This window comes from Ahrensia kielensis DSM 5890 (genome assembly GCF_000374465.1).
Lineage (GTDB): Bacteria > Pseudomonadota > Alphaproteobacteria > Rhizobiales > Rhizobiaceae > Ahrensia > Ahrensia kielensis.
Genome location: NZ_KB894528.1, coordinates 1 through 13,111 on the forward strand (window position 1 = coordinate 1; position 13,111 = coordinate 13,111).

The following is a 13,111-nucleotide window of genomic DNA, read 5'->3' on the forward strand; positions in this document are numbered from 1 at the left end:
TAAGACTGCATGTCTTTTTTCGGCGGCGTGATGCTGTATTGATTTATGCTGGCTTTGAGAGGGATTGGCATCCTGCTGCCCTTCAACTTGGAGGCATGGTATGGAAGACAAATCAAAAGTAGTTTTCGTTGGGCTTGATGCGTCAAAGGATACGCTGGCGGTTTCAGTTGCAGATGAAGGCCGGAACGGTGAAGTACGCGATTGGGGGACTGTTTCAACTGCACCCCATGCTGTTGATAAGCTGCTCAAAAAGCTAGCCGCGCAATACCACCGAGTTGAGATGTGCTATGAGGCAGGGCCAACAGGTTATGGACTGTATCGGCAGATTACGGCGTTTGGGTTTTCCTGTTGCGTGGTTGCCCCGTCCCTGATCCCGATGCGTTCAGGTGAACGGATAAAAACTGACAGGCGTGATGCGATGCGTCTGGCGCGCCTTCTAAGGGCGGGGGAATTAACACCAGTTTGGGTACCCGATGAGACCCACGAGGCCATGCGAGATTTGGTGCGGGCACGCGAAAGTGCCGCTGAAGATCAGCGCCACAAACGCCAGTTGATTTCGGCCTTTCTCCTGCGCCATGGTCGAATTTATCACCGACCCAAGACATGGACAATGCGTTATCGCCGGTGGCTACAACAACAGTCCTTTGATCACCCTGCGCAACAGATCGCTTTACAGGAAATGATTATGGCCGAGCGTCACGCTGTCGAACGTGTTGCCCGACTAACCGACGGTATCGAACAGTTAATTCCAAATTGGCAATTGGGACCGGTTGTTGATGCATTACAAGCACTGCGCGGTGTTGCGCTGATCAGTGCTGTTACATTTATGGCTGAGATTGGCGATGTTCGCCGATTTGAAAATCCGCGCAAGTTGATGGCCTATTTGGGCTTGGTACCCAGTGAGTATTCCACGGGTCAGACGACCAAACGTGGCGGGATCACCAAAGCTGGCAATTCTAGGGTCCGGCGCACGCTGGTGGAGGGAGCTTGGACATATCGGTTTCCAGCGCGAGTCGGCGAAAGGAAGCTCTACGTCCTGCAAAAACTACCGCCTGAGATACAGGACATCGCTTGGAAGGCACAATCAAGGCTGACAGCGCGATATCGGCGGCTTAGCCAGCGCGGTAAGAAGAAGACAGTGATAACAACGGCAATCGCCCGAGAAATGTCAGCATTCATGTGGGATATTGCCCGAAGGACAATGCCAGTGCCTTAGCCGGTCCAACCTTTCACGCCTATTGGCGGGAACGAGATCACGGCAGGGGAATATCCGACATCGCTTTGTGGCCAACATAAGTTGACGCCCGATGTAAGACAGGAATAGCCCCGAGACGCACATGCGGTCATGCGGTATCCAATCCGCGTATCAGAGTTTGTTAACCGACGTCTTCAGATCTCGTTCCCACCAATGTGCGCCACAGTAACGTTGAAACCCGCCAGCGGGTGCTTTGACGCGCATAAATCATTGACAAAAGACATCAGAGCGATGCGGCGATCACACGGTCTCGGCATAATTCCACGGCAATAACGCGTCTACATTAGATTGCTTATGACCGTTCACAATGGCTGTGAGCGTGGCAGTTAGGTAAGCTTGAGGATCGATTGCATTGAGTCTGCACGTCTCGATCATGGACGCGATAATTCCCCAGTTTTCAGCGCCCGCATCATGACCTGCAAAGAGCGCGTTCTTGCGATTTAAAGCGATAGGTCTAATTGTGCGCTCAACGTAAGCGGTGCGCCGCTCGCACCTTCCGTTTAATAGTTTGATCTGAGATTTCTGCCTGACGATTGATTTGTCAGGGAGTTTCTCCAATGGACGCTCCGATGGAGTTTCTCATAAATAGCGACGTGGTTGTGAGTAAGCGCGCCCATCGTCGCTGGCCCAATAAGTTAAAAGCTCAGATTGTGGCTGAGACGCTGATGGTGGGCGCAACGGTAAATGCTGTTGCGCGTCGGCATGGCATGCGGCCCAATCATTTATCTGAATGGCGACGATTGGCACGCGATGGAAAGTTGCTGTTGCCCGCCTTGCGCGAGACGATTCCAATTGAGGAGCCTGAGTTTGCACCTTTGGTGGTGCGTGATGATGAGCCAGAGGTCAAATCAGCGCTAGCGCCTAAACCTGTCACGCTTGATATGGTAATCCCCCCATATTTAATGGGGGCTGGCAGTAGAATTTAAGCGGCCATTTGTTGCTTCAGTTTTGCAGCAGGTGTTATCCCGCCAATACCCATATTGGGGCGATCATTGTTGTATGTCCAGAGCCATTGCGTGGCGTAGTTTTGTGCCTCCTCTATGCTTTCGATAATGTATTGGTCGAGCCATTCATGTCTGACCGTTCGGTTGTAGCGCTCAACATATGCATTCTGCTGCGGCTTACCTGGTTGAATATGCATTATAACAATACTGCGCTCTTCAGCCCAACTCCGCAACTTCTCACTGATATATTCTGGCCCATTATCAACTCTTATCGACAATGGTTTGCCGCGCCATTCAATGATTTGGTTCAAACTACGGATGACGCGTTCGGCAGGCAGCGAGAAGTCCACTTCAATGCCAAGCCCTTCACGGTTGAAGTCATCAAGTACGTTCAACAACCGAAACGCTCGGCCATCTCCCAGCTGATCAGCCATAAAATCCATTGACCACGTCATGTTTGGCGCGTCAGGCACTGCCAGTTCATCTGGCTTGTCACGCTTCAACCGTTTTCTGGGTTTGATACGAAGGTTCAGCTCCAATTCGCAGTAAATCCGATAAACGCGTTTATGGTTCCATGGATGTCCTTGGACGTTGCGCAAATATAAAAAGCAAAGCCCAAAGCCCCATGTTTTACGCGCTTTGGTCAGACCAAGAAGCAGGTCAGCTATTTTCTCGTTATCGGTCCTCAACTTGGGGCCATAGCGATAACACGTCTCACTTACGCCAAAAGCCCGGCATGCAAGCGCGATACTGACACCGCGCAATGCCACAGCTGACACGGCCATCTCTCGGCGATTAGACGGCCGCCTTACTTTTTTCCAAGAGCCTCTTTGAGCAAGTCAGCCTGCATGCTCAAATCTGCATACATGCGTTTCAGACGACGGTTCTCATCTTCCATTGCTTTCATTTGGCTGATCAGGGAAGCGTCCATACCCCCGTATTTGGCACGCCATTTGTAAAATGAGGCATTGCTCATGCCATGCTCACGGCAAAGTTCACTAACTGGAATGCCGTCCTCAGCTTGGCGAAGAATCGCCATGATCTGCGTTTCACTATATCGGGTCGTTTTCATTCAAAATCTCCTCGTTCATTATGCCGAGAAAAATCTACTTTGAAACACCGTTATTTTTAGGGGGGATTACCATCCTAGCTGAACAAAACCGCCTTTCCGTTTCCGATGGCGGTTTTATTACCAAAGACATCAAGGCTTCGATCCGTGCACTTATGAAGCGACGGGCTGCGCTACAAAAACAGATAAATGCCCATATCGACGCTCACTGTGATCTGAAAGAACAGAACCAACAATTGCAATCGGTCCCCGGAGTAGGGCCACAAACCGCTTGTCACTTGATGGCTTCATTGCCGGAACTTGGGCAAGTCAATCGACGACAGATAGCAAGCCTTGCCGGATTAGCGCCTCACGCTCGCGAGTCAGGGCTTTATAAAGGAAAGCGAACAATCAACGGAGGCCGGCCCCGCGTTCGTCGTGCTATGTATATCGCAGCACTTGTGGCCATTCGCTGGGACCAGCATTGGCACGCAGTTTACAACCAAATGCGCAGCGACGGAAAAGCAGCCAAAACAGCTATAATTGCAGTTGCAAGAAGAATGCTAGTCCGCATCAACGCCATGGTTAAATCCGGCACCAGCTATCAAAATTAAAGACAGTTGCTCAGGTCAGTCCAAAGCTGGGGAGCAGCTAACCAGCCACGTGACCAATAGTAGGAGAGAAGCTCAATACTCTAATCGTTCTTTTATTGACTTTATAACAGAAGGTAACCCGGTTTCAATGCTCTGTTTAGGTTCCCATTTTAATTCATTTTTTGATTTTTTTATATTCAAGACGTTAATTGAGGCATCCAGCGTCCTTGATGGTAGATATTTAATTTTAATATTCTTGTTTAATATTCGTTCTAGGGTATTAATAATTTCAGTAAGGCTTGTGCCAGTTCCTGATCCAATGTTGAATACAATTTCATCGCCATCATAATTTAATGCCGAAATAATAGCATTTACTACATCATCAATATAGATGTAATCTCTTATAGTGCTTCCATCGCCCCAAATTTCAATTTCTTGATCCTGAGCCGCTTTTGAGGAGAAAATTGGAATCACACCTTGAATTCCATTCAATGACTGACCTGGCCCGTAAGGATTTGAAAGACGTAAAACGGTAGCTTTTAGTCCGTGGAGCTGTTTGTAAAGGTGGCAATAATTTTCTATTGTTAACTTTACAATTCCATAAGATGATTTTGGTTGGGTAGGGTGTGTTTCATCTATAGGCGTATAAATGGGGTCCCCGTATACTGTGCCACCTGAGGATAAAAATACAAATCTTTTAATACCTAATTCATTCATAAGTTCCAATAATTGAATGGTCCCGATTAAATTTGTTTGAATGTCGAATTGAATGTCTGCGTTAGATGTAGCCGGTAACGTAGTGGTGGCTAAATGTATGCAGCCTTGGCAATCTTGCAAGGCTTCAAAGATAGCATTTTTATCAGTAAAGTCACCCAACACAAAATCAATTTTACAACATTTTTCATAATCTTTTTTTATTGTTTCAGGGACAGGTACACTTTGATCAAATACGCGTACTTTATATCCATCTTGTAAAAGTTTTTTCACTACATGGCGTCCGATAAAACCGTTTCCACCAATCACTAAAAATCGCATTCCGCACTCCATCAAGTTAAATATTATAAAGGGCGGTCGAAAAACACCGGCACATCTTGTTGCTTACTATCTAAGTCAATGAACTGTCTAGATGCGTTGAGAGCTTCTTTAATCGTAACATCCATATCTAAATATCGATAAGTCCCGAGTCTTCCTAAGAATGTGACATTTTCTTCTTGCTCAGCCATTTCGACGTAATTAGAAAGGATCTTTTTTTCTTCTACCAGTCTAATAGGATAGTATGGTGTATCGTCATGTCCACAGTAATGGCTATATTCATGAAAAACGATGGTTTTGTTAAACGATTGCCATGGCGTGAAGTGCTTATGTTCTGTAATCCGAGTAAAGGGGACCTCAACATCTGGGTAACTCATAACAGCGCAGCCTTGAAAATCGCCTGTGTGGCGACTAGCTTCAAAGCGGAGACTTCTATAACCTAAACGACCTCCTTTGTGCTTAAACCATTCATCTAGGGGACCAGTATAAAAAATATGATCACTATCAGAAATATCTGTAGCTACAAAATTTCTATTTAAATTCACTTTAATTCTTTCATGTGAAAGTATTTTTTCTACAAGTTTGGTATAGCCTTCACGGGGTATACCTTGATGTTTGTGATTAAAATAGTTGTCATTATAGTTAAAGCGAATTGGTAATCTTTTTAAGATGGAGGCGGGTAGAACTGACGGATCAAGTCCCCACTGCTTTAAAGGGTACCCGTGAAAGAACGCTTCATACAGTTCTCTCCCAAGAAAATTCAAAGCCTGGTCTTCAAAACTTCTAATATGCTCTTTGGGTTCACTAATTGATTTGATGAAATTCATAGCCTGTATTGGTGAGAGACTTTTATTAAAAAATTGATTTATAGTTAGTAAGTTAATCGGTAAGCTGTACACCTTATTTCCGGTTGTTGCCTTGACTTGACATGTATACGGCATCATCTCTGCGAATGAATTGATGTAGTCCCAGACGAGTTGATCGTCAGTATGAAAAATATGAGGGCCATGTACATGGACCATTATACCTGTTTCATCATCGATTTCAGTGTGGCAGTTGCCAGCTACATGACCTCTCTTGTCTATAACTTCTACTAGGTAGCCTTGTTCAGCAAGCTCGCGAGCCATTACAGCGCCACTGAAACCAGCGCCGACAATCAATATTCTTTTTTTCATTGGCTTAAATTCCTTGAAACTGCTGATGCCAAGGGTCTAGTTTTGGCACGGATATACATTGGTAAAAGCAACCATATATACCTTAAGGTACGACGTAGTAAATTTTGAAACGTTCGAGTGTTGTGACAAGTAGGAAGTGAATTTTCTTGGTTAATATATACTGATAAAATCTTTTCATACCAGTGCGTTTTTCGAAGGTATAACCAGTAGTAGTGAGCGTATGGATGATCATTACTTAGCCAGGGCTTTTTATCTCCGGCAAAGTGAATTACGTTGGGGCAATCAATTGACTCTTTGTATGACAATAAGTCTTGTTCATTTAAAAAACTTTGGCTTATTTCGTCCATAAATAGACTATTCCATTTATTGTCCACAAATAACACATCTCCCAATAGATGTTTATTTAATGCGTCCTGGTCTAAAAACCAAAAACAGGTTCTTTTTAAATCATCGAGTATGGACGATGAGATTTTGTTCTCTCTCAACTTCTTCAGATTCATTAAGAGCATACCTGCTTGAAAGTAGTTTTCATAATTTGTTCCCATATCTAGGTGATCGGTGAGGTATGCCATAGCAGGCGTACTTCCCGTATCAATATTGGAGCGAACTCCCCTAGCTGTGAATGATTTCATAACTAAGTCTTTAGCAGCTGCAACAGACTTTTCAGTTAAATCAATATTATACAGTTTTGATATGTCGTTAAGTACAATCATGTCTGTATCTAAATAAAGTACTTTGTTATATTCTTGTAAAATCTCGGGCAATGATATCCGATAGAAAGTGCTTCTTGTGAAATATGAATGCACTTCTAGTGATAGAAATTGTGCGGACATGTCAATAAAGCTTATGCGCCCTGCGACACTGTAATCACTAGGTATTTTCTCTAGTATATTTCTCTCGTCATGAGTTAATCCACCGTCTAATACAATGAAGTCAACATAGCTCTTGTTGTTTATATTATCAAATACTGAATGTATCAGTGATGCCATATGCGGCAGATAAAAACTGTCAGTTGAGGCCACTAAAGAGATTATGGCAAGATGTGTTTTTGGGGGGGGGGGGCCTACAGGATCAGGTGATGTATATTTTACAGTCACCATATTTAGTTCCTTAAATTTCAAGCTAGGGGTGGATGCTCTCTTTTTTAGTATAAATGTAGTGAATAATCGCTCGGCGAGAAAACCAACGGCCCTTTTCGCTTGCTTGGTATAACCCGCTGTTTCTATTGTTTTGTTTAGTCTGAATAGTATCGGGAATACCCAATCACAATATTCTTCAAAAAGATTTCGTTCAAATATAAATATATTGCATGCATATAGAGTAGCCCCTTTAGACATGTTTTCGAAGTGAACACTGTCTTGCGGGTAAAGCTCTTCTATTATTTTTCCCGTCGCGTCGAAGTCCTTAATGTGGTGGTTCGGGTTATACTTATACTGATGCCTTAGTGAGCTAAAGCCAAGTTGTGTAACATCTATTGCTTTAGGGATGATTGCATCAAAATCATTCAGTAGTACAGAAATGCGTTCGTCGGTAAGGCCATAGGTACCAGCGAAATCTTCATCAATGCAGTCAACCATTACTCCGTGTAGGGTAGTGTTGGCTCGTTGAATGCAAGTATAAAAATCTAGAAAGCGTCTATAGTGCATAAATCCAATATATTTAGATATATGATCATTCTTCCATGCCCAGTAAATTCCTGTGAGCTCACAGAAAGCGCTATTAAGATGGGAAATATTATCGCCCGTATCATCGCCAATCATGTCTAGTGTAACATTTGATGATTGGCGCCCAACTTGAATTGGCGTTATGTTTTGGTTTTTTATTATTTTAGCTTTAGAGTAATGATTAACATAAATCTTAAGTATATCTTTTTCCATTAATCTGCTAGCCTACATAATAAATCATTGACAGGATCTCATGCTTAGTAGTCAATTTCGGTCTCTTTTCCTAGTGCTATAGTTATTTGCGAATTCAAAAAGTAATTTGTGTTACTCGTTATGGCTTGGCCTGGTGTTCTAAGTCGTCGATTTTCTCTTTTTTTAAACTCATATAAATGATTGGAGCCTCTTTCCCCCGAACAGTTTAAGGGTTAATTGGAAGTTGCTGTTACCCTCAGGACATTTTATTCTATCATTGTAACTTTTCTCTGAGCGCTTCATTGCACCATGCTGTCGATGTAAGTTAGGGAGAGCAAGTCAGAACGCATAGTTCAGACTTTGAAAACACCTCTTGCACAGAACTAGCTCATAGGAAGGTTTCAATCAGCAAGCGATATGTATCATGAGGTAATCGCACTACTATTTTGGGGCATCAACTAAGAAGTAAGCGCAAATTCCGGCACGCCAAAGGTCACAAGCCAGGGTCAGGGCAACAAATTGTCGAAGGGGTATCCATCCGCGAAAGACCCGCTGCCGTTGAGGACCGCGCTGTTCCTGGACATTGGGAGGGCGATCTCATTTGCGGATCAAAGAATAGCTACATTGCTACAGTTGTTGAACGCCAGACCCGGTTTACGATCTTGGTAAAGGTCGATGGCAAAAAGATCGATCGCGTTGTGCCCGCTTTAGCTCGCCAAATGACTGAATTGCCCGACAGGCTAAAGCAGAGCCTCACTTGGGATCGGGGCACCGAATTGGCCTCACACCAGAAGTTTACTGTCTCGACAGTCATTGATGTCTACTTTTGCGACCCAAGCAGTCCATGGCAACGCGGAACAAATGAAAACACCGATGGCTTGCTGCGCCAATACTTCCCGAAAGGTTCCTGCCTTTTCAGCTACTCTCAGGAACAGTTGGACGAGATCGCAAACCATCTTAATAACCGGCCACGGAAAACCTTGGGATTCCTGACGACAGCGCGTAGGCTAGAGCAGGTGTTGTAGTGACCGCCTGAATCCATCACCGTTATTTTTAGGGGATTGCCACAATTTCTTCGCCTTTGTAATTAAAGCGTGAATCAGTTGCGTGCATTAGTTTCGAATTTCTGCTTATACTTCAAGCGAGCTGCGGCAGCAACTAAAACACCAAGAGTCATCCCCGTTGCAGCCATCATGCGGTCGTCTGAAAGGTGTGTGCCGGTCAATCCATAGATAAAGATGCCGGAGTATAAAATAATCAGTGATGATCTATGATGTGCCGTATTTAAATACCTGTATAAATATCTAAATATCAATATGTGAAACGAACTTACTAATAAGAAACCAATAATTCCGTGGACGGCGAGTTCATGTATAAAGGTATTATGAAGATGGTTGAAGCTTAAACCGTGATTTAACTCTGTTCCTAAATAAGACAAAGTTAAATTTGGAATGCTACATTGTCCTACACCGAAGAAAGGGTTTTGCGAAAAAAGCTGCAGTCCAAGGTGCCACATATGCAGCCTCAGCATAACTGACTGATCAGCGCTTGCTTCTTCTAAAATGTGATTTAGCGAATTCGATAGCCGTAGTCGTTCTCCGAAAAAAGTGATTATTGCCAGAATTATGAGGATACCACCCACGATTAGAAATATGGTGTTTAAGTTTAAAGTATCTTTCTTATTGGAATGATGCATGGCGCTCACTAAATCCCAAAGGAATACCAACACATAAAAAACGACTAAAATACGGTTGCCTGTCGCTATAACAATCAGGAAACTTAAATAAAACGGCAGCAAATTATGTAATTTTGGCTCACTTGAGTGCAGGGAAAAGCGGGTTAGGCAAGCGAAAATCATTAGCACATAGCCGGCGATGAGTGGATTGGTGCCAAAGCCTAACCGAAGATTATTGGTGGTTATTATCCAATATGCAGAATAGATTGAAGCAATGATAATAGCTAAGCGGCAACCAAGTACGAATACTCGTAAAGGATCGCGCACCAAAACTAAGCCTACAGCAAGAGGGCCAATCAGTGCGAGATATGCTTGGTAAGGGGTGCAAATCATCGACCACTGCTGAGTGCCGATGATGTCTGCAATCATTCGGATAATAGTATAAGCGGCAATAATTAAGCCTATAAACTTTAAGCTTTGGTTTGAAACTCGACTGGATTTATGTTTTCCAAAGATAAGCCAAATGCCCATTATTGAAAAAATAGCATTAAGTAAACCGATAAAAAACGGATCCAAAATGAACAAAAGGGGGGCGGATGCAAGAAGAAGTGAATCAAAGCCCCGACTGCGCCAGTAGAAAAATTTATAAAAACCACTTATCATTTGAAGTTAATTCGCCTAGAGCGTGCGATATAAGTAAAGCGGCGGAGTAATTCTACAGTTCGAAAGTAGTAAGTGGGGAATCGCTTATACCATCGAAATTTCGCGTAATTTGTGTTCCCCTTATGCACTTCAATCACAGAGACATTATTGGCTGGTAAGTTTAATAAATTGGGTTTCGTTTGCACGACATCTACACCGTGGCTCCAACTACGCTCAATCATGATGTCGACTGGTAAATATCCGGGATTTAATTTCTTCAATAAATGCTTGGCTCCATTACGGGTAATCCAATATGCCGCCGAACTGCCTGTTGGCCCAAACCAGCATCTACCAATAGCATGACCCAGCACTTGCGGAGTTTGTTTTTGGAACCAAGGAATGCGGTGTGAAATTAATCTGACAATCAATAATTCGTTTTCATAATTTTCATCCAAAAAATCGCAAAAGGAGGATAAATTTGAATTTAATACAACGTCGTCCTCTATGATGACGCCGGTTGGCTGACCAGATTCTAAAAACATATTAAGTGCATTTATATGACTGCGGTAACAGCCGTATTCGCCTGGCTTTGCCGGACGCCCATTACATCTCTCAAATTTTTCAGTATCGAAATTTTCCCATTCTTTTGGATTCAGCAAACTACCATCAACAGCCGCGACCCGCGTGAGATTAATTTTATAGGCAAGTGCACTTTCAGACAAAGCCGACCAGCGCTCATGGGAGCGGTCTAAATTGATTGCAAAATAATTTGGCATTGTTAGAGGCTTTCGGATTGTATGAATAGCAACTTACTAGTTTTTTTGTGTTATCCAGTCGAGTTATTTTTGTGTGTAGATTACTCGTTTGTGTTTTGCGGTTACCTTTAGGATATTTATTTGATTGTTGTAGCTATTCTCTGCGAGCTTTTTAGTAGAAGTTGCTACTTTATGGCTGTAGTTGGACAAACACGGCGCAATTGATAATTAGTGATTTATATTTATGAAAATTTATTTGCGGCGGTTACTGCCGTTTGATCCAGTAAATCTATCTCGACGAACCAAAAGCATAATGACAATTGCTCTTGATGGCTTTTTGTTACCATTTAGCTTATGGGCTGCGTTCGGGTTTCGTTTAGGGATTTTAGATCCGACAACTTACGTGAACTCTGGGGATCTTATCGCAATCATTGTTTCGTCTTACGTTGCGCTCATATCTTTCCGACTTTATCGATTGAAATTAAATGCGTTTGACATATGGGCTATCAGTAAGCTTGCCCGTTTTTCTTTTGTGTTAATCGCGATTACAGGTTTGGTCGATTTTTTTGCTTATTCAGGGGTGCCACGATCCGTGCCAATTTTATATGGCGCGTCATTTTTCTTATTTGCTATCGTTTCTCGAATTGTTTTTATACATCTCATTAAAGCCCTATCAAGGTTGGATAACACGGTGGACTCTGTTGCTATTTATGGGGCGGGTTCAGCAGGCATACAATTGGCGCTTGCTCTCAAACAATCTAAAGAAGTACTCCCATATTGTTTTGTTGATGATAATCCATCAATCAAAGGGATGATCGTTACCGGTTTGAAGGTTTGTAAACCCAGCGTTTTGGAGAGCCTTGTCAAGAAAGGGATCATACAAAGGGTATTGATCGCAATTCCTTCTCTAACAAGCGGTGACCGAGCCAAACTTGTTTCAAAATTATCGACGTTAGGGTGTAAAATTCAAGTTATACCATCTTACGTAGATCTAATCTCTGGACGCAATACAGTAAGTGATCTGAGGCAAGTTACGCCAGATGAGCTGTTGAATCGTAGTATTGTGGATCTTGGTACCGCAGAACTGAAGAACACTTATGCTGGCCGCAATGTTATGGTGACAGGCGCAGGTGGTTCAATAGGGTCTGAACTCTGCAAGCAATTACTATCATGTAATCCGCGTAAATTAGTAATGTTTGAACGTGGCGAACATGCACTTTACGAAATCGACAATGAGTTACGTGCTTTTACGCAATCTAACGATATTGAAATGGTACGTTGCTTGGGATCTGTTACGGATAGAGCAGCTGTTGATGCCGCCATCCGCAATCATGATGTCGAGATTATTTTGCATGCGGCGGCCTACAAGCATGTTCCAATGGTTGAAGAAAATGAGGTTGAAGGTGCACGCAATAATATAATCGGTACCTTTGAGGTTGCAGATGCCGCGCGTGTTGCTGAAATTGAACGGTTTATTCTGATATCTACCGATAAAGCTGTTCGCCCGACCAATGTTATGGGAGCGACAAAGCGTCTTGCTGAACAACTTGTTCATGATGTTCAATCAAAAACGAACAAGACTAAATATTCGATGGTACGTTTTGGAAACGTGCTTGGATCATCTGGCTCCGTCGTGCCTTTGTTTAACAGGCAGATCGCTAAAGGCGGGCCTATAACGATCACACATGCTGATGTCACGCGCTATTTTATGACGATTCCAGAGGCTGCACGCCTAGTTTTGATTGCGGGTTCTCACTCAACTGGCGATGATTTGTTTGTTTTAGACATGGGTAAGCCGGTTAAGATTATAGATCTTGCCCGCAAGATGATTGAGCTTGCAGGTAGGACAATATGCGATGAAGAAAATCCAAATGGTGATATCAAGATTGAGGTCACAGGTTTGCGACCAGGTGAAAAACTATACGAAGAAGTACTTATAGATAAGGTTTCAAAAATAAACTCTCCTCATGAAAAGATTTTCCACGCGAACGAGAAATCATTGTCTCAAGCGGAAGCTACCCAAATGTACAAGCAGTTAAAAAAAGCTGTGCAAACGAGGGACGCAAAAGCAGTCCGCGGTATAATTGAGAAATATGTAGAGAAGCCGCCAGTGGAATCTTCATCACATTGAACTAA

General features: G+C 43.2%; 11 protein-coding genes and 1 pseudogene. 5 read left to right on the forward strand and 7 right to left on the reverse strand.

Annotation, left to right across the window (positions count from 1 at the left end; translation table 11 throughout):
• The first annotated feature begins 100 nt into the window (after positions 1-100).
• A complete protein-coding gene (locus C504_RS0100010) occupies positions 101-1,216 on the forward strand; it encodes an IS110 family RNA-guided transposase (protein ID WP_018687233.1) in 1,116 nt (371 codons plus the stop codon).
• 279 nt (positions 1,217-1,495) lie between these two features.
• On the opposite strand, the pseudogene C504_RS0100015 reads toward C504_RS0100010, so the two are convergent.
• Positions 1,496-1,762, reverse strand: a pseudogene (locus C504_RS0100015) (transposase domain-containing protein); the annotation flags it as partial.
• A gap of 50 nt (positions 1,763-1,812) precedes the next feature.
• Here C504_RS0100015 and C504_RS16875 point away from each other — a divergent pair.
• The gene (locus tag C504_RS16875) at positions 1,813-2,181 is read left to right on the forward strand and encodes a transposase (protein ID WP_018687235.1); all 369 of its coding nucleotides are present in this window, start codon (positions 1,813-1,815) and stop codon (positions 2,179-2,181) included.
• Here C504_RS16875 and C504_RS0100025 read toward each other — a convergent pair.
• Positions 2,178-3,271 (reverse strand): IS3 family transposase gene (locus C504_RS0100025; protein WP_425393365.1). Its coding sequence is split into 2 segments (ribosomal slippage): positions 2,178-3,019 and positions 3,019-3,271, totalling 1,095 coding nucleotides; the frame shifts between segments, so codons are not numbered across the junction. The two genes, C504_RS16875 and C504_RS0100025, sit on opposite strands and share 4 nt — an antisense overlap.
• A gap of 20 nt (positions 3,272-3,291) precedes the next feature.
• Between C504_RS0100025 and C504_RS16880 the strand changes: the two genes are divergently transcribed.
• Positions 3,292-3,861 carry an IS110 family transposase gene (locus C504_RS16880; protein WP_018687238.1) on the forward strand — a complete coding sequence of 190 codons (570 nt, stop codon included), beginning with the start codon at positions 3,292-3,294 and terminating at the stop codon, positions 3,859-3,861.
• A 72-nt stretch (positions 3,862-3,933) separates the two neighbouring features.
• Here the strand turns inward: C504_RS16880 and C504_RS0100040 are convergent, their stop codons facing one another.
• Genes C504_RS0100040 through C504_RS0100050 form a run of 3 tightly spaced genes read right to left on the reverse strand, consistent with a single transcriptional unit; the run spans position 3,934 to position 7,924 of the window.
• The gene (locus C504_RS0100040; RefSeq protein WP_018687239.1) at positions 3,934-4,875 is read right to left on the reverse strand and encodes an NAD-dependent epimerase/dehydratase family protein; all 942 of its coding nucleotides are present in this window, start codon (positions 4,873-4,875) and stop codon (positions 3,934-3,936) included.
• 23 nt (positions 4,876-4,898) lie between these two features.
• On the reverse strand, positions 4,899-6,047 hold the full coding sequence (gene glf, locus C504_RS0100045; protein ID WP_018687240.1) for a UDP-galactopyranose mutase: 1,149 nt from the start codon (positions 6,045-6,047) through the stop codon (positions 4,899-4,901).
• On the reverse strand, positions 6,044-7,924 hold the full coding sequence (locus C504_RS0100050) for a DUF4422 domain-containing protein (protein ID WP_018687241.1): 1,881 nt from the start codon (positions 7,922-7,924) through the stop codon (positions 6,044-6,046). The genes glf and C504_RS0100050 overlap by 4 nt, the downstream gene beginning before the upstream one ends.
• A gap of 425 nt (positions 7,925-8,349) precedes the next feature.
• Between C504_RS0100050 and C504_RS16885 the strand changes: the two genes are divergently transcribed.
• Positions 8,350-8,928, forward strand: a complete 579-nt coding sequence (locus tag C504_RS16885) for an IS30 family transposase (protein ID WP_018687242.1) — start codon at positions 8,350-8,352, stop codon at positions 8,926-8,928.
• A 74-nt stretch (positions 8,929-9,002) separates the two neighbouring features.
• Here the strand turns inward: C504_RS16885 and C504_RS0100060 are convergent, their stop codons facing one another.
• Together C504_RS0100060 and C504_RS16890 are read right to left on the reverse strand one after the other, a co-directional pair.
• Complete coding sequence (locus C504_RS0100060; protein ID WP_018687243.1) at positions 9,003-10,241, reverse strand: O-antigen ligase family protein; 1,239 nt, start codon at positions 10,239-10,241, stop codon at positions 9,003-9,005.
• On the reverse strand, positions 10,238-10,996 hold the full coding sequence (locus C504_RS16890) for a glycosyltransferase family 25 protein (RefSeq protein ID WP_018687244.1): 759 nt from the start codon (positions 10,994-10,996) through the stop codon (positions 10,238-10,240). The genes C504_RS0100060 and C504_RS16890 overlap by 4 nt, the downstream gene beginning before the upstream one ends.
• 223 nt (positions 10,997-11,219) lie before the next feature.
• Between C504_RS16890 and C504_RS0100070 the strand changes: the two genes are divergently transcribed.
• Positions 11,220-13,106, forward strand: a complete 1,887-nt coding sequence (locus C504_RS0100070; RefSeq protein WP_018687245.1) for a polysaccharide biosynthesis protein — start codon at positions 11,220-11,222, stop codon at positions 13,104-13,106.
• Positions 13,107-13,111 lie beyond the last annotated feature (5 nt).